Below are 19,762 nucleotides of genomic sequence, written 5' to 3' on the forward strand. Positions count from 1 at the left end.
GTTGCTTTCTTTTCTGGGCGTATTAGTTGTACAAAGCGCTCAGCAGCATGGCCAGTACCAGCGCAGGTAAGGCTATGCCCAACCAGGCACGCCGGGCGTTGCGGCAGGCGAATACCCAGAGGATGGCGATGGCATACAAAATGAAGGAGAGCATGGTCGAGGCCATGACCGATTCGGTGCGGCTCATGCCCATATAGGGCAAGCACAGCGCCAAACACGCAGCAGCCAGCGCTGATAACACGTAGCCACCACCAATAGCGGCCAATGCGCGTGAGGCCACAGCCCAGCGGTAGCGCACAAGTGGGCTGAGTGTTTGTTGGGTTGATGAAAGAGGCGCAGACGTTGCTGCGGAAGGGCTGGCCATGGTGGGTTCCTGGGAATGCTTAAAGGGTTAGCTTGCGCGTGCGTTTGTGGTGTTTGTGGCGCTTTTGCCTGTGGTGTTTGCTTGGCAAAACTGCAAGCGCAACACACAAGGGCTTTGCTGTATGAAGGCAATGCTGCCGCCGTGGTTATCCATCACGCGGCGAGCAATGGCTAGGCCTAAACCACTGCCGCTGCTGTTTTGCTGGCCTTTGTGAAAACGTGAGAAATAAGGTTCTTGCTGATCAAGGGAAATGCCTTGTCCTTGGTCCATGACATCCAGGACAACACTAGGGTTGTGGTTGAAATGGGCACAGCTGGCCGAGTTGTCTGTACTGCTGTTCAGGTCTGCATCTATTGCGTACAGGCGCAGTTCAATGGCGCCTTGGCCGTGCACTATGGCGTTCTCGAGTGCGCACAGCACGGCTTCTTGAAGGACATGGTCTTGACCGTATACGGCTGGCAGAGTTTCAGGCGCTTCCAGTGCCATTTCTCTGTCTTGCGATTGCGCAAGCGGGTACATCAATGCCACGGCATCACGCACGACGTGAACCAGATTGCAACTGGCTTGAGGCGTGTGCGTGGGCTGCGCTTGACGCGAAAGAAGCAGCAATTGGTCGACCAGTTTGCGCATATTGCGCATGGCCGTGTTGACACCGCGCCAGTCGTTGTCTAAACCGCTTTGTAGCCGCTGCAAGCGCAGGTCGAGCACCGTCAGAGGGGTACGCATTTCGTGGGCGCCATCTGCTAACACGCGATGTTCGCGCGCTAATGCTTCTTGCAGGCGATCCATCGCGGCATTGGCCGATTGCGCCAGTGGCAGTATTTCGCTTGGCAAGTTGGCCGTGGGAATGCGCTGCGGTGTTTGGGGGGTGATGGCTGCTGCAATCTCTGCGGCACGGCGTGCGGGGCGCAAAGCCCAGTGCACCACCACCATCAAAAGCGCGGCCATGAGAGCAGCCAGTGGCAATAGCACCAATTGGCTGTGCAGCACCCGCGCTTGGAGCACTGCGTGAATAGCTGCGCGCTCAGCGGTATCGGTTTTGGAGACCATCAGAATGCGGCCATCTGCAAGATACACCGGCGTGTTGATGGTGTGCCCGACATCGCGCAGATGCCAACGCCAGAGGTGCTGCTCGTTCTCGATGCGAGTCAAGCGCAGACGGCGAGGGCGCTCGTCACTGGGATATACCCACTGCAATTGTCCATTTGCTGCATAAAGGGTGTACACCAATCGCCCGCCCATGAACTGCGCAGGTAAATCAGCTGGGTTGAGGCTTTGCTCGAATTTTTGTGTGATCTCAGGCAGTTGCAGAAACAACATGGAGCGGCGAATGGCATCGCGTGGCTGCTGTAAATACCATGCGACCCCAAGGCTAATTCCTAGGAGCAATGGCACCAACACCAGCAACATCCGGCTCTGGATGCTGCGCGGTACCCTGAGTCGGGTCATGAGCGTTCCTCACCGATGGTAATGCTGCTGCACACTTGCCCGGCTGTGATGCGGTAGCCTACCCCACGCACGGTATCGATGTGTGCAATGCCGGGGGTACTGGCCAAGCGTTTGCGCAGCCGCGAGACCAATGCGTCAATAGCATTGGGCGATGCCGATTCGTGTGCGGCGTACAGGCTTTCTTCCAGCCGGTTGCGTACTACCAAGCCCGGGCTGGCGCGCAGCAGGGCTTCGAGCAGCATGGCTTCTTTGCGTGAGAGTTCCATGGGCTGATCATCGATGTGCAGCTGCAGGTTGAGCGGTGAAAAGCGCATGCGACCAAGTCGCAACTCACCCGCGGTGTGGCCTTTGGCGCGGCGAAGGATGGCGCGCAGCCGTGCCTGCAATTCATCCATGTCAAAGGGTTTGGTCAGGTAGTCATCGGCACCTGCGTTGAGCGCTTGCACCCGGCTTGGCAGCGCATCGCGGGCAGTCAGGATCAAGCAGGCGGGGCGGTGCACTTGCCGGCCCAGGCCTTGCAGCACTTTCAAACCATCCATATCAGGTAAACCGAGATCGAGAATGACGGCGTCGTAGGGGGTGAGCTGTATTTTGTGCAGCGCAACGCGGCCATCGCTGGCGATATCCGCAGCAAAGCCCCAGTGCTGCAATTGGCTGCGCACCAGGGCTTGCAGTTCGGCATGGTCTTCGACTAGAAGAACGCGCATGACGATGAGATGCGCTGCATCAGAATTGCGCTGTCACACCCACGTAGAAGCGTCGGCCATCCAGTGATTTGCCGAAGTCTTCGCTGGTGATTTTTTTGTCCAGCAGGTTGTAAATACCGCCAAACATTTGCCAGTTGCGATTGAGGTCAAAGGCCACCCCTGCATCCACAATGGTGTAGGCAGGGTATTGGCGCGTGGAGTCTTCCAGTGTTTTGCCTTTGTATTTGGCTCGACTCCACACATTCCATTGCTGGTTGATTTCCCAGTCAGCACCAATGTTGAACATGTGGCGCGGCAGGTTGTTGAGCGGGCGGCCTGCAGTGGCGCCGCTGGTGACTTCACTGTCTGAAAAGGTGTAGTTCGTTTTGAACATCACCGGCCCCAATGGCGCGCTGAAGGCCAGTTCTACGCCTTGCAGTTTGGCGCGGTCCACGTTGATGTATTGGTTGATGCGCTGGCGCACTTCTCCGTTGTAATGGCAGTTGGGGGCGCTGGCGGGGCTGGTGCAGATGGTTTCGGTGGTGATCTTGTCTTTGAAGCGGGTGTTGTAGTAAGTGGCACTGAAGCTGGTGCGGTTGGCCGCAGTCCATACGGCGCCCAGTTCGTAGTTCGTGCTGCGTTCGGGTTTGAGGTTGCTGTTGCCCTTGTCCCAAGCGGCGCCGCGCGCAGCAATTTCGACGATGTTGTCGTCCGCTTGTTTGAGTGACGGTGTTTTGTACCCGCCGCTGATGCCGCCTTTAAGCGACCATTGCGGCGCAAGGTGGTAGACCGCGTACAGGCGTGGTGTTACCTCATTGCCATAGTGTTGGTTGCGGTCCCAGCGCAAGCCGCCAGTCAATGAGAGTTGTTCGTTGATGTAGAACTCGTCTTCAGCAAACAAAGCCGCTTGCCAGCGCGTTAAATTGGTTTTGATTGAGCCGGGAAAGCGCGACGCCATGTGGTCGGTCTTCTCGTCTTTGTAGTCTACGCCCACGGTAATCATGTGCTTGTCCAACGGAATCACGGTTTTGCTGTTGGCAACCAGTGCGGAGTACGACGATTCATTGCCGCCGTTTTCCACGGTGACTTTTTCGTGCGTGACGAAGGAGCGCGTTTGCAAACCTTCGCCCCAGCGCATGTTGTGTGTGAGACCAAATGCCGGGCGGCGGTTGGACATGTCTGCCGCACTGCCGCTGCGTTCTGCCGTGCGGATGTTTTTATTGCGCGTGATGCCTGCTTCGAATTCCAGACTTTGAGCCTCTGTCAACGCCCAATGCAATTTTGCGGTCGTGTCTGTGCGGTCTTTTTTGGGGTAACCACCGGTGATGTTGTCCTCGGTGCGGTGGTACTTAGAGCCATACAAAGTCAGCGCCAGTTTGTTGGCCACCAACGGTCCGCTGAGATAGTAGCGCCCTTGGTAGGTGCTGCCGGCATCGGATTCTTCTTGGATCATGGTGTCCAGAGTGACGCTGCCACTCCATTGGTCAGATACTTTTTTGGTGATGATATTGATTACGCCCCCAAGGGCGCTGGAGCCATAGAGTGAGGACATTGGGCCACGGATGACCTCAATGCGTTCAATGGCAGAAACGGGCGGCAGTAAATTGATTTTTGCTGCCCCACCAAAACCGTTGTAATAGGCCTCAGACGAATCACCCAGTGGTTTGCCATCGACCAGAAACAGGACATAGCTTTCACTCATGCCGCGAATCGTGATGGAAGTTGATTCCATTTTTCCACCCGCGCCGCCTTCAATACTGATGCCTGGAATATCCTGTAAAGCATCAGTCACATCACGGTAATGCTTGCCTTCCAAGTCTTTGGCTGTGATGACAGAAATGGTTGCAGGCGCATCGGCTAACGCTTGCTCGTACCCTGCTGCACTGATGACTACCTCAGGCAAGGCGTCTGTTTGTGCGCTTGCTGTATGGCCTTGCGTGCTCTGCGCAGCAAGGGGTGCGCAAAGCAAGCTGGCGACTGCGCCTGTAATCCATTTCGATTGCAGGAGGGTGGAAACAGGTAAACGAGCTGGATTCATGAAAACTAAGTCCTATGATAATCATTATTATTTATTTTATTTTTTAGTCTGACATGAAACTGACGGTGAGAAGGCCAGAAAAAATGAATTCCAGTACGCACACCTTATGCATTGGCCGTTTTTCTTGTTTTGCCTTGGCACTTTGGGCTAGAACAGGATGAAAAAAGCTGCCTTGTGGTGGCAAGGCAGCCTTGATGAGAGGGTATTAGCTGGGGCTGGATACACCACCCCGGCTTTGCAAGGACGCAGGGGCGACTTTACAAGCGCATTTAAAAGTCCATCGTGGCAGACACGTTGATGGTGCGTGGTGCACCTAGCGCGACGCCGCCATAGTTGGCGCGGGCCCAATAGGCTTTGTTGGTGATGTTGGCCACGCTCAAACGCAAGGTCAATGGACGGCCGGATACTTGCGTTGCGTAGCGTGTGCCTAGATCGTAGACCACGCGACCAGCCATCCAGACGCTGTTGTCTGCGGTGAAATACTGTTTAGATGCGGCCGATACATTGGCAGTCAAGGTCAAGCCTGGAACGGCGGTTGTATCCCACTCAGCCCCCAGCTTGCCTTGCCATTTGGGCATGCCGGTGGCTTGCTTGCCTTGGTTGACTCCGCCAGCAGTACGGGTCATTTTCGGGTCTGAATAAGCGATGCCACCGAGCAAACGAACATGCTCAATGGGTTTCCCAAAGAAGCCCCATTCAACCCCGCGGTTGCGTTGTTCCCCATCGAAAGAGAAGATGTTCGTGTACGGATCCGTGTAGCTGCTTGGACGCTTGATCTCGTATAGGCTGACAGTGTGTGCAAAGTCGCCCAGATCGAATTTAACGCCCAGTTCCTTCTGTTTCGTTTTATAGGGGGCAAACACTTCACCCGCGTTTTCCGTTGTGCTCGGTGCGATGGCGCCTTGGCTCAAGCCTTCAATGGTATTGGCGTACACGGAAACCTTGTCGTTGAGCTTGACCAACAAAGCTGCAGCAGGAGTTGTTGCACTTTCGCTGTAGGGGGTGCCTGTTACTGCGCCGGTAGCCCCGTTGAAGCTGGTGGTTTCAACACGTTGGTGACGCAGACCCAGAGTCAACTGCACCCGGTTTTGTGCGAATGACAAGGTATCTGCAAAGCCGAAGCTGCTCAGCTTGTTGTTTGTGCTGGACAAACGCGGCAGATCGCTTGGGCGGTATGCAGCAGGGCCCCATTCTGGGTTGTAGATATTGGTGAGCCAATCTTGGGGCAGCACGTTACGAAAGCCATAGAAATCGCGGTCTTCGTCGTAGTAGGTCGCGTTGATGGCCAGTTGGTGCCCAATGTCGCCAGTGTGGAATTTCCCGCGCAGGCCGACTTCAGCCGATTTACGGGTGTTGCGATCACCAACACCACTGAAGTTGACGCGCAAATCCCCTGCGTTGCTCGTGATTTGGCCAGGCGCCATGATGGTGTCGATGCCGTTTTTGTTGATGCCTGCGCTTGCGTAGGCAGTGAATTGGTCGGTGACGTCGAATTCACCACGCACGATGGCGCCCTTGTCGTTGTTATCGTAAAACGCCCAAGGCGGATTCCAGGAAACATCTGGATTGGGTAATGCAGGCAGGCTAACGCCTGGAGCCAGGCTTAAACCGCGGGTCATGGCATCAGCATGGTCTTTGCTGCGATACAGGTCTGCGGACAAGCGCGCACGCGTGCCGCGCCAGTCCAGCCCTAACGAGGCCAGCGAGACTTTTTTGTCTTGTGTGCGTACTGCTGTTTCACCATTGCGATAGACGCCGTTGATGCGCACACCAATGGATTTGTCTTCGCCAAACCGACGGCCTACGTCCAAGTGCCCACCAAAGTATGAGCGTGACATATAAGAGGCTGTCAAACGTGTGAGCGGATCATTGCCTGCGCGTTTGGACACCAGGTTCACCGCTCCGCCAGCAGAGCCGCGCGGCGGCATGCCGTTGAGTAAGGCTGAGGGCCCTTTGAGCACCTCAACACGTTCATACATTTCGGGAGCGCTGCGGTAAAACGCAGCCATGCCTGCTAAACCATTGACGGTGACATCCCCGACCGAGGAACTGAAGCCACGAATGGAGTACCCCTCTTCGCTGTCACCTGGAATACCACTGGTAAAGACCGTGGGGTCGGTTTTGGTGATGACCTCTGAAATGTCTTGCGCATGCTGGTCTTCAATAAAACTTTCGGTGTAGCTGATAGTAGAGAAGGGCGTCTCCATGAAGTCTTTTTCACCCAACAAACCCACGCGGCCGCCTGTATTGATTTGCCCACCGGCGTAAGGCAGTGGTGCAGCACTGTCTTGGCCCTGCACAGTCACTTCGGGCAGTGCTTTTGCATGCTCTTTGGCTTGCTCTTGGGTTTGTGCGGCAGATGCAGAGGTTGTCGTCGCAGTCGATTGCGCCATCGCTGGTGTGGTCATGGCTGCCGCCCCGCTGAGCCCCAGCACAAGTGCAGTGCGCGCTGCCATGGCCGTGTGTGTGAGTATGGCAGTGGTTTTTACTGAGAATGGCCGTAGGCGTTTAGCGTGGCGCTGGACGAGGCTTTTTGCTGTCATAGAGATGCTTTCGATTGCAAGTTTGAGCTGCGCAGTGACGGAGACCACGCCGCATGGGGGAATGGAGTGAAAGAAGTGCGAACCTGATGCAGAACCGATTGAGGTTGGGTGGGCGAGTGATTGGCACCACGCCAGTCATGCAATGGCGCGATGTGCATCCATGCGCGTGTCTTTCTCGGGGTTATGGTTGAGTCGGGCGTTGGTAGGCCTGCATCACGTCGTCAATAATCAATTGCAAGGACGTTGGGCTGGCAGCTGTGACGTACCAGGCTTGCGCGTCGGCGAATACGACTCGCCCACTCTTCCACGCCTTGGTTTGGCGAAGCAGTGGGTTGGCCAGGCTGTCTGCGTTGAGTGCGGGCCGTTTTTCCATGACGGCCGTGCGGTCCACGATATACAGAATGTCAGGATCGGCTTGGCTGATGAATTCACTGGAAATAGGTTGCCCATGCAGCCCAGTTTCAACAGCAGGGCTGGCTGACTGCACGCCTAAGGCATTGAAGATAAAGCCATAGCGTGATTGCAGACCAAAAGAGCTGAATGCGCCGTTGTTGTGCAGCACGATGAGGGCTTTTTCTGGACGATCTTGGATGAGGTTTCGAGCTTGTGCGACTTTCGCGTCTAGCTGCTCGGCTTTTTGCTGTGCCAAGGCCTGTTTGTTGAAGATGCGACCTAGGGTAAGCAAATGCTCCCTCACCACCGCAATATGGTTAGTCTGGCTGTCGCGGTAGTTCACATCGAAGTGGATGGTGGGGGCAATGCGGCTGAGCTCCTGGTAATGGTTGGCTTGAAGCGAGGTGATCAGGATCAAGTCTGGTTTGGCTGCGTAGACTTGCTCAAGATTGGGTTGCACGATGGCGCCGGTGTCCTGCACTTCATTCATGGTTTGGTACTGGCGCAGAAAGTGCGGCACAAAGTCTTTGGGCATACCTGCAACCGGCACACCCAGTTGATCGAGAAAGTCCACCTCGTTCATGTCCAGTGCCACCACGCGTTGAGGCAATTTATCGATGACGGTCGTGCCCAGTTGGTGCTCAACCGTAATGGGGCTGTAGGCCGCAGTGACTTGGACAGGGGCAGGTGTTTGCTGCGGTTCCTGCGCAGCTGCCGGCGCCTGTTGGTCACACCCCAACAACAGCATGCAGGCAGATAGACCGCTGGCCAGCAGACGATGGCGGTATCGGGTTGATAAATGCGAAAGGAAAGTGAAGTGAGTAGTCATGCCTGCTTTCAATGGACGTAAAAGGAATTGCGCATAGAGTCACGCGGGGTGCGTGTGGTCTCTCGGTATCCAGGGGCCATACAACTGCCCATGCTGCCAAGGTCTGTCTGCGGGCATTGGCTTGGCGCCGCAGGCTTTTCGCGCTTGTTGCACTTTGATCATGTGGCAGTCCGTGTGCGCAGCATCAGTGCAAGGAACCAAGAACCACATACCAGGTTCACCAAAATGCCCACACTGGTGCGGTAGTTGAAGAGGTGCTCGACCGCCAGTTGCGCCAATAAAAACGCGCCAATGGCAATGGCGCAGCCCAGCGGTAAGGTGATGCGGTGGTGAAACGTGCCGGCCAGTGCATAGGCGGTATTGGCGACGAAGATGCCCATGAATGCTGTAGGACCCAAAAGACTGGTTGAGATGGCAACCAGACAAGCCATCAAGGCCAGTTGCAGTCGTACTGCATGGTGGTAGTTCAAGCCCAGGCTGGTGGCGTGTTCTCGACCTAAGCTCAGAACGTCAAGTTGCGGCAAGGTCAGAGCAAGCAAGGCGCAGACAATGGCCACCAATGCAGCAGCCACTGCGAGTTGCTCAGGCTGGATTTTTTGAAATGAAGCTTGGCTATGGCCCAACAGGATGGAGAATTCCCCCGGGCTGATAGCCAATTGCACAAACTGTGTGAAGGTACTGATCACCATCGTGAGGACCAGACCAATCAAGAGCAAGGTGTAGACGTTGCTGCTTCCTGCTTTAAACAGCCAGCGGTGCATAGCCCATGCATACGTCAGCATGGCAGCAATGGACAATAATGCATTGCCATGCATGCCCAACAATGCGATGCTGCTGGCGCCCATGCACAGCACCAGTAGCGATTGGAGTAGCAGGTAAATGGCTTCGTAGCCCATGATGGCGGGCGTAAGAATCCGGTTGTTGGTGATGGTTTGGAACGTGATGCTGGAGCAGGCCACGCACACGCCACCCAGTGTGATGGCGCCTAAGCGGATGAGACGATTGGGGATCACGTAGTGCCAGTCCCAGTTTGCGCGGATGAATACAAAGGCAACAGCCAGCACAATGACCGTGGTGCATGCGATGACCATGACAGGCAGGCGCTTCATCGAAGCCTCCTGACGATCAGAAGCAGGAACAAGGCGCCACTGATCCCGCCTGCTGTCAGCCCAATGGGCACTTCAAATGGATAGATGACCAAGCGCCCAACGAGGTCACACGCCAACAGCAAGCTTGCCCCCGATACGGCGACGATGGGCAAAGTATTGCGTAAATGGTCGCCATAGCGCAGTGCTACCAAGTTTGGGATCACCAAGCCTACAAATGGAATGGCACCAACGGTGATGACAGTGGCAGCCACGGTCACCGCAACCAACAATAAGCCCAACGCTGCGATGGCATGGTAGTTCACGCCCAGATTGCGGGCCATGTCCTGGCCCATACCAAGAACCGTGAAACGGTGGGCATACCAGTAGGTAATGACCACAATGGGCAAGATCAGGTAAATGATTTCGTAGTGCCCTTGTACTACTTTTGAGAAGTCCCCCAGCAGCCAGCCTTGCATGCTTTGCAGGATGTTGTTGCGGTAGGCATAGAACTCGGCCACGGCACTGAGTACGCCGCCATACATCAATCCAAGCACTGGAATGAGCACGCTGTTTGGTGTGCGCATGCGCTGCACGAGAGCCACAAAGAGCCAACTGGCACCAAAGCAAAAGAGCAATGCGAACAGCATGCGCATGAGGGCGCTGGATGAGGGAATGAGACTTAGCGCCACGAGAATGCCGAGTTTTGCTGCATCCAGGCCGCCACAGGTTGCAGGCTCTACGAATTTGTTGCGCACGATGTGCTGCAAGATCACGCCGCAGACTGATAGGCCCACGCCTGTAAGAACCAGTGCAACCAGCCTAGGGAAACGGCTGGCAGTCAACGTCAACCATGCGTCGTCAGAAAAAGTCAGCAGTTGCGTCCAGCTGATCTCGCGCGCACCGACCAACAACGATGCACCACATAAAACTGCAAAAAGTCCCCAAGATTTGGCTTGCATCAGATGCTCTCGGAGGCAGAAAACAATGCACCGATCGGTTGTTCAAAACGCAGGACAGCAGCCTTGCGTGGTGTGGGAGATGAACGTAATAAAACCATGATCAGTGCAGGTTAGGTTGGCTTTAAAACCAAATCGAATGGGATCCGCTAATGAAGGGGGGAGTGCAATGTGTTGGGCGACTACAAGCGCACCGGCAAACTGCAATGGCTTTGAGACCGTCGCTTGCCGCCGCCGCTGCTTGTTGTTTTCGCGCTATGGATGAGCAGGTGTTGAAGTGAGTCGAGTGAACGCAATCAATAATTAATTGCATTACTATAAACTAAAAAATTAATTAGTTTCTATGAATAAACTAATTGTGCGTTGAAATGCCGTTAAAGTGACTCGTTTGGTCAGCACAGGAGTCAGCAATGCAATCGCCAGAGCGCCCCGCCAAACGCGGACGCCCCCGCACCATCACACGTGAAAAAATTTGTGAAGCTGGGATGCAATTGGGCTTGCCCAACATCACCTTTGTGGGCGTAGCCGCAGCGCTGGGGGTGAGCCACATGGCGCTGTACAAGCATGTGGCCAATTTGCAAGAGCTCAAGCTTTTGGTCGCGCAAGAAATGTTCAATCAATGGCAGCTACCGCAAGCCAGTCAAGCGCACCACATGCCGCTGAAGGACTATTTGGTGGCATTCACCCAGGCTGTACGTGAATTCATCAAAGCGCATCCGGGGCTGACGCCTTATGTGATTCGCCGCGCAGCGGCGACAGAGTCCATGATCGAGAAAATCCTCAGCCACCAGCGCCATATCGCCCAAGCCTATGGGTTAGGGCAGGAGCAGTCGCGCTGGCTCGTGGCGACGGTGGCTTTTCATTGCATGGCCGTGGCAGATACCGTGTATACGGTGGCCAGTCGCGAGCCCATGACGGGCGCAGACCGTGCGGTCGAGGAAAAGGAAATGGAAGAGGAACTTAACCAAGGTATGCAGGCCTTGATCGTGGGCGCACTGGCAATGCTCGATGCTGGCTATTTGCCGAGCGCTGCAGCACTTGGCGCGCAGAGTTGATCAATGAAAACGCTTGAATGTTTGTGAGGGCAGTTCGCCAAACAGTGCCTTGTAGTCTTGCGAGAAACGACCAAAGTGCCAAAAGCCCCACGCCGTGGCAGCATCGGCCACGCTGGTGCTGTGCTTAATCGCTCGGCGTGCACCATTGAGGCGCATGGCACGCAGATAGGCCAGAGGGGAAATGCCAAGCACCTGCGTGAAAGAATATTGCAGTGCGCGGCGGCTGATGCCTAGTTCTTGGCAGAGTTGTTCCACGGTCACGGTCTCTTCTGCAGGACTGCTCATGACCCGTTCACGTGTTTGTCGCACGATCTCTGCGCGGCGTTGGTAGCTGATGGAGTCGTCTGGCATATTGGCCAGTACGCCGTCGAGCAGCAGCGTAGCGACGGCTTGGCCCATATCGCGTTCCATGGCTTGGTGTTGTTGTGCGTAAAGTGGGCTGTGCGACTGCAACGGGGCATTGCTGTTTGGCGTCTGTTCTGGCGCAGATTCGACTGACGGAGCAAGCCATTGCTGAACGTCTGCGCATACGCCTAAAAACTGCTCTCGTGCTAAGGGTGAAATAGCCAAAGGGTGGGGTTTTTGTAGGCCAGTGTGCAAAGCTTGCATTTCATCGTGGGTGACGTAGTGCTGTAAATCCTGCTCTTGAATGACTACATCCAGCATCCGAGTGGTGCCTGGAGAGACAAATTCAAATGGCGCGTCACCAGAAAAAATCAAGGCTTGTTTGTCGTGGCAAGTTTGGCCGCAAAACATGGCTGTTCCTGGCAAGTCGTTGGGTAGTCCAATGGCGATGGCGCCCGCAGAGAGTGCTCCTGTTTGGTGCAATGCTTGGTTTGTGAACTCGTGAATGAGTTGGATAGGACCAATCTGCATGGTCGAAACAGACCCCTTGAACGCCCCGCAAGAGAGTTGTTCATATTGTTGATTCCAACCGTTCAATAGGGCCGCTTGCTCATCGACATCGTTGCAGTGCGCGCTCTGTTGCGCATGCATGGTGCGCGCAGCTTGCGGGAGTGAGGCGGCCTGGCGAGGGGAAGGGGTTGTAGTGGCAGATGGGCTAGTAGTCATGCGCAAGAGTCCGTTGTGTGGGGTCTCTGAGAGCAATATTTATGCCGCGCCACTGCACTTTCGTAAATAAAGGTTTCTGCTTACGGGTTTGCCAAAACCGGATAGATCAGGCTCAGCTTGCTGGGCAATATGAGGCCACCTCAACCAACGCATGAGCGGTAAAAGGATGCCTTTATGACAGAGCCTTCAACAAAAGACGCAGTGCGCGTCAATCCGCAGTCCGCGGAGTATTTTTCTAGTCGACAACTTAAACGCGGCGCAGCAGGTTGGATGCTGCTGGTCGGGTTGGGCGTAGCGTATGTGATCTCAGGTGATTACGCTGGTTGGAACTTTGGCTTGAAAACAGGTGGCTGGGGTGGGCTGATGATTGCCTCGGTGTTGATGGCCACTATGTACACCTGTATGTCATTTGCTTTGGCTGAGTTGGCCACGATTGCACCAACAGCTGGCGGCGGTTATGGCTTTGCACGGCGAGCGTTTGGGCCGTGGGGTGGCTTCTTATGCGGCGTGGCTATCTTGATGGAGTACGCCATTGCTCCTGCGGCGATTGCAACCTTTATTGGTGCGTATTGCCAGTCACTTTTTGGGATTGATGGCTGGATGGTGTATCTGGCTTTCTATGTGGTGTTTTTAGGCATTCATATTTGGGGGGCGGGGGAAGCTTTGCGGCTGATCTTTGTCATCACAGCTCTTGCTGTAGTGGCGTTGGTGGTGTTTGTGTTCGCCATGATTCCACACTTCAATGTCAATAACCTGTTTGATATTCCGCCCACCGAGGCTGTAGGTGCCAGTAGCTTTTTACCGTTTGGCTATATCGGTATTTGGGCCAGTATTCCTTATGGCATTTGGTTCTTTCTGGCGGTTGAGGGCGTGCCGCTGGCCGCTGAAGAGGCCAAAGATCCGCAGCGCGATTTACCGCGCGGCTTGATCGGTGCGATTTTCGTTCTGGTGCTGTTTTGTGTATTGATTTTGGTGCTTGGCCCCGGTGGCGCGGGCTCCAAAGCATTGATGGAGTCGGGCAACCCATTGGTTGAGGCACTGGAGTCCCCCCTCGTGTACGGAGGCCCCAACATGGTCAGTCGTTTCATCAACTTCGTGGGCTTGGCGGGCTTGATTGCAAGCTTCTTCTCCATCATTTACGGCTACTCCAGACTCGTGTTTGCCATGTCTCGCGCAGGTTATTTGCCGCGCTCGCTGTCGCTGACCAGTTATCGCAAAACACCGTATTGGGCTTTGATTGTTCCCGGTGTGATCGGCTTCTTGCTGTCCTTGACAGGGCAAGGTGATTTGCTGATTTTGGTTGCTGTTTTTGGTGCCACGATCTCGTACGTGATGATGATGGCATCGCACATTTGGCTGCGCGTGAAAGAGCCGAACTTGTCGCGTGGCTACCGCACCCCAGGCGGCACTTTCACTTCCGGTGTTGCTTTAGTGCTGGCATGCATTGCTGTGGTTGCAGGGTTCTTGGTTGACCCGCGCGTGCTCATTGGTGCGGCAGTGGTGTATGCCATTTTTGTGGCGTATTTTGCGCTGTACAGCCGCCACCATTTGGTTGCAGGGGCGCCCGGTGAAGAGGCATAAAACTTTGAAACCGGCGCATGGGTGATGCCTGCGTGCTGCATGGGCTTTGCTCTACATAGGTGGTGGAGCAAAGCCATGGATTGTTGGATCGAAATGAGTGGAGTTTGACATGCCATATACCTATACCGCAGGGGGCGAGCGTTATGTTTTTGACTCTCTGCGCGAACTCATGGCCAAGGCCACGCCTGCACGCTCAGGTGACTACCTTGCTGGAGTCGCCGCCAGCAATGATGAACAGCGTGCGGCAGCCCAGCTGGCGCTGTCAGAGGTGCCGTTGGTGCAGTTTCTCAACGAGGCGCTGATTCCCTATGAAAGCGATGAAGTGACGCGGCTGATCATCGATTCGCATGATGCGCAGGCATTTGCACCTGTGCGCCACCTTACTGTAGGGGGGCTGCGTGACTGGTTGTTGTCGGACTTGGCCTCTGAGTCAACGTTAGCGGATCTTGCCCCCGGCTTGACGCCCGAGATGGTGGCTGCCGTTTCAAAAATCTGCCGCAACCAAGATTTGATTTTGATTGCCAGCAAGTGCCGTGTTGTTACGCGCTTTCGCAATACCCTTGGCTTGCGAGGGCGCATGTCAACCCGCCTGCAGCCCAATCACCCCACTGATGACCCAGTGGGCATTGCAGCCAGCATTGTTGATGGCTTGATGTATGGCAATGGTGATGCGGTGATTGGCATCAACCCCGCCACTGACAGCATTGCGGCCGTCAGCACCTTGATTCATATGCTGGACGGCATCATTGAGCAATACCAAATTCCGACCCAGTCTTGTGTGCTTACGCACGTGACCACCAGCATTGAAGCCATCAACCGTGGCGCACCGCTGGATCTGGTGTTTCAGTCGATTGCAGGCACAGAGGCGGCGAACAACAGTTTTGGCATCAACCTCAACGTGTTGAAGGAAGGTTACGAGGCAGGACAAAGTTTGCGTCGTGGCACCGTGGGCGACAACGTGATGTATTTTGAGACCGGCCAGGGCAGTGCACTTTCGGCTGGTGCTCACCACGGGGTTGACCAGCAAACACTAGAGGCACGTGCCTACGCTGTGGCGCGGCCGTTCCGTCCATTGTTGGTGAATACGGTGGTGGGATTTATTGGGCCGGAGTATCTGTATGACGGCAAACAGATCATTCGTGCGGGGTTAGAGGACCACTTCTGCGGCAAGCTGCTTGGACTGCCGATGGGCTGTGATGTGTGCTACACCAACCATGCCGAGGCGGACCAGAACGACATGGATACGCTGCTGACGCTTTTTGGTGTAGCGGGCATCAATTTCATTATGGGTATTCCGGGCTCTGATGACATCATGCTCAACTACCAAACGACATCTTTTCATGACGCGCTGTACTTGCGCAAGGTGTTGGGCAGCCAGCCTGCGCCTGAGTTTGAAGCTTGGCTCAAAACCATTGGCATCTTTGAAGCGGGCAAACACTTGTCGCTTGGTAAGCAACTGCCTGCGCCGTTCCAAAAAGCCTTGGCAAGTCTGGGTTGACTGCAGCCAAAGACCCCTTTAGACCAACAAATACACAGGGCCTTTTTATGACGGATGACATCGACCAATCTCCTGCGCATGCGGCATTGCCTGAGTCTGCTTTGGTTTCCAATCCTTGGGAGGCCTTGCGGCAATTCACCGCAGCGCGGATTGCTTTAGGCCGTGTCGGCACGAGTTTGCCAACAGCGCCGCATTTGCAATTTCAGTTGGCACATGCGCGCGCGCGCAATGCCGTGCACAGGCCGGCAGATTTGACTGGCATTCAAGAGCAATTGCAGCAGTGCGGTTTGGACACTACGGTAGTGCACAGTGCCGCGAGTACCCGTGCGATTTACCTGCAACGCCCTGACCAAGGGCGCCGCTTGGACGAAGCCGCACGCCAACAACTGGGGCAGATGGCCATGAAGGCAGCACCTGATGTGGTCTTTGTCATTGGCGACGGTTTGTCGTCCTTGGCGATTGAAAAAAATGCGGTGCCTTTTGTCAAAGAGATGCTGCCGCGCTTGCGTGAGGCAGGCTGGCAGGTGGGGCCGACCACACTTGTGCGTCATGCACGGGTCGCTGTGGGCGACGAAGTGGCGGAGTTGCTCAGGGCGAAGCTGGTCGTCATGCTCATTGGTGAACGCCCTGGGTTGAGCTCACCAGACAGCATGGGCATTTACATGACCTGGGCACCACACGTGGGGCTGACAGACGCGGCACGCAACTGTATTTCCAACGTTCGGCAAGAAGGGCTTTCTTATGCCGGCGCTGCACACAAGTTGCTGTATTTGATGGAGCAGGCACGCCAACGTGAACGCTCAGGGGTGAGTCTGAAAGACGAGTCGGATGCGCCGCAACTGCAAGAGCAAGCGCCTGTGAAACCACTTTTTCTGTTGCAAACACCATCTCGGATTGAACGCCCTTGACGGGGGCTGGTTCGTTATTCCCTCGCCAACTTTGTTGGCGGTTCTGCAGCCCGCGCCTTATCGCATAAGGCCTACCTTGAGGACCCATCCTATGGATCGACGTTTTTTTCTCTCCGCCACTGCAGCTTCACTGCTCGTTGCCGGTTGTGCCTCTGGACGTTTGCGCACTGGTGCAGCAGTGGCGTTGCCTACTGGGAACTGGGATGCGTTTAACCATGCCCAGCTGAGCCAGATGATTCAGGCGATGGGCAACACGTCGCGCGATTACCGCGCTGACCGCCCGCCTTATGCGGTATTTGATTGGGACAACACCAGTATTTTTCTGGATATTCAGGAAGCCCTGTTGGTGTACCAGTTACAGCAATTGGCCTTTGGAATGACGCCTGCACAAATGGACACCGCAGTGCGCATGAATATTCCGCAGACGCCGTTTGCAGCTGAATTCAAGAATGCGCAAGGCCAACCGCTTGGCATTGATGCCATTGCCAAGGACATCGTAGCCAGCTATACATGGCTGCACAGCCACTACGCAGGACTGGCTGGCAACCAATCGTTGGAGCAAGTGCAGCGCAGCCCCCATTACGGTGCGTTCATTGCGAAAGTGCGTTATTTGTATGAGGCCATTGGTGGCACTTTCGACCATGCCACTTCCTACCCTTGGGTGACATACCTGCTCACAGGCCTTACGCAACAGCAAGTGCGCCAGCTCACTGCCGATACCGTGCGTTGGCAATTAACGCAGCCTATTGAGAAGGTGACATGGAATTCGCCACAAGCCTTGCCTGGTGAGGCGGGGGTGGTGTCGGTCAGTTGGAAGAATGGCTTGAGGTTGGCGCCAGAGATGCAGTCGCTCTACCAAACTCTGCGCGGTGCAGGATGGGATGTGTGGGTTTGCTCTGCTTCGTTTGTTGATGTGATCAAGGAAATTTCTTCCAATCCGGAGTTTGGCTACAACAACCCCGCAGAGCGGGTATTGGCCATGGAGCTTGAGCGCGACGCAGATGGGCGCATTCAAACCCAGTTCCGTCAAGGCTACGACCAAACCCAAGGTCCAGGAAAAACGGCCACGATCCGCCGTTTTTTGGTTAGCCATTATGGATATGGCCCCGCTTTGATTGCGGGCGACAGCGAAGGCGACCAGAACATGCTGGTTGATTTTCCTGAACTCAAACACGGGCTGATCGTGAACCGCTTGCGCGACCCTTCCACGATGATCGGCCAACTCTCAGCCAAAGCTGCAAGCCAATATGGACACGCAGATGCTGTTTATTTGTTGCAGGGCAGAGATGACAACCGTGGTGAGTTGATCCCTTCTCAGCAAGCGATACAGCTAGGCAAGCGCCAAGCGCAAACGCTCAAATAAAGCCCGTTTGGCGTTCAGCCCCGTGGCAGCCAGCCGTGCGTTTGGTACCAATGAAGGGTATCAGCAAGCGTCTCTTCAAGGGGCCTGAATCGCAGTTTCAGCTCTGCCTCGCTCTTGGTGTGGTTGAAGTGCGTTCGATTGGCTTCTTTGCGCATGAGCCGCACGGTGGCCAGGCTGAGCAAAATGGGTTTTCCTGTTATACGTGCATACATTTCCTGCATGCCTGCCAGCACCATCAGCAGTGGGCCGGGAATGGTTTTGCGCGGTGTTTTAACGTTGCATAGTTGACCTAATAATGGAACCAGCTCCGACATCGTCATGTGCTGGCCCGCTGCCAAATACCGCTCGCCTCTTCTGCCTGTAATAGCTGCAGCTATTTGTGCCTGTGCCACATCTCGTGCATCCACAATGGAGAAACTACCCGGCACTAAACCTGGCAACTTGCCTTTGGCAACATCCAGTAGCAGTTGACCTGATGATGTCGGGCCAATGTCTGCAGGGCCCCACATCCAACCCGGCAATACAAAGTTCGCGAACAGGTCCGGATGCGCTTCCATACAATCCAGAACCGTTTGGTCAGCCAGAATTTTGCTGCGGTAGTAGTCATCTGCATCTTCCACTGCACGGGTGTGGCTTTCATCGATCAAGCTGCCAGGCTTTCCGTTTAACACTGCAATCGATGAGGTTTGAACCCAGCGACGCACGCCCGCTTCATAGGCATGTGCGAGTGCTGTACGCGTGCCATCGACGTTGATGCGTTGAAGTGCATTCCAATGCGATCCCCCTTTGTAATTGTCTCGAAAGTAGGCGGCCGTGTGAAACACCACATCACAACCTCGCAATGCTGGAGCCCAAGCGGAAACGTCGTTTAGATCGCCTTGCACCAGTTCAACATTTGCCAGTCCTGCGCATTGTTGTTGTCCTTTAGCAATTGAACGTACCAATGCTTTAACACGCACCCCTTGGCTGTGCAAGGCTTTGACCAAGTTGTTGCCGAGCAAGCCAGTAGCGCCGGTTACGAACGCGGTCTCAAAATTTATATTCATATGATGGATTTTCAAAGTTCAGTTGATATTTGAAATGTATGGTTGTCTATTTCGAATGTCAACTGAAATCTGAAAGTGCTACTATTGCATGTATGGACAAAAACAAATCGATCCAATCTGCTCCACGTATAAGCAGACAAGAGCGTCAGGCGCAAACACGAGAAGAACTGATCGCTGCGGCGATGCAATTATTTGTGGCGCGAGGATATGGCGGCACGTCTATTCGTGATATTGCTGATGTGGCTGGTTATTCGCAGGGCGCGTTCTATTCGAATTTTGAAAGCAAGGAAGCTTTGCTGCTAGAGATGTTGCGTGCGCATATGCAGAACGAAGCGGCACAGCTGATGCAACTGATTGAGCAACCTGCTCGTAGCGCTTCTGCTATTTTGCAAACCTTGGAGCAGTGGGCAGAAGCTATTGATGGCGATGTGAATTGGTCAATGTTGTCCATTGAGTTGCAACTGCATGCCCAGCGCAGTAGCCCGTTTGCCGTTCAATACCGGGCCATCTGGTTACAGCATCAAGCTGACTTGGCGCAACTGATAGGACAGGTGTTTACGAAAAGCCGCTGTACCCTGCCTTTGGGGAGTCAAGAGATTGCCTCTGTCTTAATGGCGCTTGCGCATGGTTTATCGCTACAACGTGCAGTTGTGGGAGAGGGGGTCGCAACTGGGCGTGCCCTTATAGTGGTGTTGCGCGGCCTTCTGGCTCTTGGCAGTTCACCGCGAAAGCGCCTCCAACCTGCCAACGCGAATTGATTCACGACTTGGAGTGGGTCATGGTCGTATCAAAGCCATGGGTGATTGCCCATTTTTTGCGTTGAATGCATACGCTGCATGGTTGTAAATTGGACGTGTTTGGGGTGATTGGGAAGTCTGTATGATCGCGTTCCTT

16 protein-coding genes are annotated in these 19,762 nt (G+C 54.8%); 6 read left to right on the forward strand and 10 right to left on the reverse strand.

Features of this window, described 5'->3' with window-relative positions:
• Window positions 1-22 precede the first annotated feature (22 nt).
• From E9531_RS00760 to E9531_RS00795, 8 genes are all read right to left on the reverse strand, one after another.
• A complete protein-coding gene (locus E9531_RS00760; protein ID WP_136571827.1) occupies window positions 23-364 on the reverse strand; it encodes a DUF3649 domain-containing protein in 342 nt (113 codons plus the stop codon).
• Between the two features lie 27 nt (window positions 365-391).
• The gene (locus tag E9531_RS00765; RefSeq protein ID WP_136571828.1) at window positions 392-1,813 is read right to left on the reverse strand and encodes a sensor histidine kinase; all 1,422 of its coding nucleotides are present in this window, start codon (window positions 1,811-1,813) and stop codon (window positions 392-394) included.
• Window positions 1,810-2,520, reverse strand: a complete 711-nt coding sequence (locus E9531_RS00770) for a response regulator transcription factor (RefSeq protein ID WP_136571829.1) — start codon at window positions 2,518-2,520, stop codon at window positions 1,810-1,812. Before E9531_RS00770 ends, E9531_RS00765 begins: the two co-directional genes overlap by 4 nt.
• Window positions 2,521-2,539: 19 nt before the next feature.
• Window positions 2,540-4,537, reverse strand: a complete 1,998-nt coding sequence (locus E9531_RS00775) for a TonB-dependent receptor domain-containing protein (RefSeq protein WP_136571830.1) — start codon at window positions 4,535-4,537, stop codon at window positions 2,540-2,542.
• 269 nt (window positions 4,538-4,806) lie between these two features.
• The gene (locus E9531_RS00780) at window positions 4,807-7,080 is read right to left on the reverse strand and encodes a TonB-dependent receptor (protein ID WP_136571831.1); all 2,274 of its coding nucleotides are present in this window, start codon (window positions 7,078-7,080) and stop codon (window positions 4,807-4,809) included.
• Window positions 7,081-7,261: 181 nt separating this feature from the next.
• A complete protein-coding gene (locus E9531_RS00785) occupies window positions 7,262-8,302 on the reverse strand; it encodes a siderophore ABC transporter substrate-binding protein (RefSeq protein WP_136571832.1) in 1,041 nt (346 codons plus the stop codon).
• Window positions 8,303-8,460: 158 nt separating this feature from the next.
• Window positions 8,461-9,411 (reverse strand): iron chelate uptake ABC transporter family permease subunit, encoded by a 951-nt coding sequence (locus E9531_RS00790; protein WP_136571833.1) that lies wholly within the window; start codon window positions 9,409-9,411, stop codon window positions 8,461-8,463.
• On the reverse strand, window positions 9,408-10,349 hold the full coding sequence (locus E9531_RS00795; protein WP_136571834.1) for an ABC transporter permease: 942 nt from the start codon (window positions 10,347-10,349) through the stop codon (window positions 9,408-9,410). Before E9531_RS00795 ends, E9531_RS00790 begins: the two co-directional genes overlap by 4 nt.
• 407 nt (window positions 10,350-10,756) lie before the next feature.
• On the opposite strand from E9531_RS00795, the gene E9531_RS00800 reads away from it, so the two are divergent.
• Window positions 10,757-11,401: a TetR/AcrR family transcriptional regulator gene (locus E9531_RS00800; RefSeq protein ID WP_136571835.1), complete on the forward strand. Its 645-nt coding sequence runs from the start codon at window positions 10,757-10,759 to the stop codon at window positions 11,399-11,401.
• On the opposite strand, the gene E9531_RS00805 is transcribed toward E9531_RS00800, so the two are convergent.
• The gene (locus E9531_RS00805) at window positions 11,402-12,472 is read right to left on the reverse strand and encodes a helix-turn-helix domain-containing protein (RefSeq protein ID WP_136571836.1); all 1,071 of its coding nucleotides are present in this window, start codon (window positions 12,470-12,472) and stop codon (window positions 11,402-11,404) included.
• A gap of 174 nt (window positions 12,473-12,646) precedes the next feature.
• On the opposite strand from E9531_RS00805, the gene eat reads away from it, so the two are divergent.
• The 4 genes from eat to E9531_RS00825 all read left to right on the forward strand — a co-directional run bounded on the left by eat (window position 12,647) and on the right by E9531_RS00825 (window position 17,822).
• Complete coding sequence (gene eat, locus E9531_RS00810) at window positions 12,647-14,053, forward strand: ethanolamine permease (RefSeq protein WP_136571837.1); 1,407 nt, start codon at window positions 12,647-12,649, stop codon at window positions 14,051-14,053.
• A 109-nt stretch (window positions 14,054-14,162) separates the two neighbouring features.
• Window positions 14,163-15,551 carry an ethanolamine ammonia-lyase subunit EutB gene (locus E9531_RS00815; RefSeq protein ID WP_136571838.1) on the forward strand — a complete coding sequence of 463 codons (1,389 nt, stop codon included), beginning with the start codon at window positions 14,163-14,165 and terminating at the stop codon, window positions 15,549-15,551.
• 47 nt (window positions 15,552-15,598) lie between these two features.
• Window positions 15,599-16,459, forward strand: a complete 861-nt coding sequence (gene eutC / locus E9531_RS00820) for an ethanolamine ammonia-lyase subunit EutC (RefSeq protein ID WP_136571839.1) — start codon at window positions 15,599-15,601, stop codon at window positions 16,457-16,459.
• A gap of 91 nt (window positions 16,460-16,550) precedes the next feature.
• Window positions 16,551-17,822, forward strand: coding sequence for an HAD family hydrolase (locus E9531_RS00825; RefSeq protein WP_136571840.1), 1,272 nt, complete (start codon window positions 16,551-16,553; stop codon window positions 17,820-17,822).
• 14 nt (window positions 17,823-17,836) lie between these two features.
• Here the strand turns inward: E9531_RS00825 and E9531_RS00830 are convergent, their stop codons facing one another.
• The gene (locus E9531_RS00830) at window positions 17,837-18,868 is read right to left on the reverse strand and encodes an SDR family oxidoreductase (protein ID WP_136571841.1); all 1,032 of its coding nucleotides are present in this window, start codon (window positions 18,866-18,868) and stop codon (window positions 17,837-17,839) included.
• A gap of 92 nt (window positions 18,869-18,960) precedes the next feature.
• Between E9531_RS00830 and E9531_RS00835 the strand changes: the two genes are divergently transcribed.
• Window positions 18,961-19,626 (forward strand): TetR/AcrR family transcriptional regulator, encoded by a 666-nt coding sequence (locus E9531_RS00835; protein ID WP_136571842.1) that lies wholly within the window; start codon window positions 18,961-18,963, stop codon window positions 19,624-19,626.
• Window positions 19,627-19,762 lie beyond the last annotated feature (136 nt).

This window comes from Lampropedia puyangensis (assembly GCF_004833285.1).
Lineage (GTDB): Bacteria > Pseudomonadota > Gammaproteobacteria > Burkholderiales > Burkholderiaceae_C > Lampropedia > Lampropedia puyangensis.

Coding starts and splice junctions, on each gene's coding strand:
- eat (WP_136571837.1), top strand. CDS start 12,647: ATGACAGAGCCTTCAACAAAAGACGCAGTGCGCGTCAATCCGCAGTCC.
- eutC (WP_136571839.1), top strand. CDS start 15,599: ATGACGGATGACATCGACCAATCTCCTGCGCATGCGGCATTGCCTGAG.
- E9531_RS00770 (WP_136571829.1), bottom strand. CDS start 2,520: ATGCGCGTTCTTCTAGTCGAAGACCATGCCGAACTGCAAGCCCTGGTG.
- E9531_RS00805 (WP_136571836.1), bottom strand. CDS start 12,472: ATGACTACTAGCCCATCTGCCACTACAACCCCTTCCCCTCGCCAGGCC.
- E9531_RS00825 (WP_136571840.1), top strand. CDS start 16,551: ATGGATCGACGTTTTTTTCTCTCCGCCACTGCAGCTTCACTGCTCGTT.
- E9531_RS00775 (WP_136571830.1), bottom strand. CDS start 4,537: ATGAATCCAGCTCGTTTACCTGTTTCCACCCTCCTGCAATCGAAATGG.
- E9531_RS00785 (WP_136571832.1), bottom strand. CDS start 8,302: ATGACTACTCACTTCACTTTCCTTTCGCATTTATCAACCCGATACCGC.
- E9531_RS00800 (WP_136571835.1), top strand. CDS start 10,757: ATGCAATCGCCAGAGCGCCCCGCCAAACGCGGACGCCCCCGCACCATC.
- E9531_RS00765 (WP_136571828.1), bottom strand. CDS start 1,813: ATGACCCGACTCAGGGTACCGCGCAGCATCCAGAGCCGGATGTTGCTG.
- E9531_RS00835 (WP_136571842.1), top strand. CDS start 18,961: ATGGACAAAAACAAATCGATCCAATCTGCTCCACGTATAAGCAGACAA.
- E9531_RS00830 (WP_136571841.1), bottom strand. CDS start 18,868: ATGAATATAAATTTTGAGACCGCGTTCGTAACCGGCGCTACTGGCTTG.
- E9531_RS00795 (WP_136571834.1), bottom strand. CDS start 10,349: ATGCAAGCCAAATCTTGGGGACTTTTTGCAGTTTTATGTGGTGCATCG.
- E9531_RS00815 (WP_136571838.1), top strand. CDS start 14,163: ATGCCATATACCTATACCGCAGGGGGCGAGCGTTATGTTTTTGACTCT.
- E9531_RS00790 (WP_136571833.1), bottom strand. CDS start 9,411: ATGAAGCGCCTGCCTGTCATGGTCATCGCATGCACCACGGTCATTGTG.
- E9531_RS00780 (WP_136571831.1), bottom strand. CDS start 7,080: ATGACAGCAAAAAGCCTCGTCCAGCGCCACGCTAAACGCCTACGGCCA.
- E9531_RS00760 (WP_136571827.1), bottom strand. CDS start 364: ATGGCCAGCCCTTCCGCAGCAACGTCTGCGCCTCTTTCATCAACCCAA.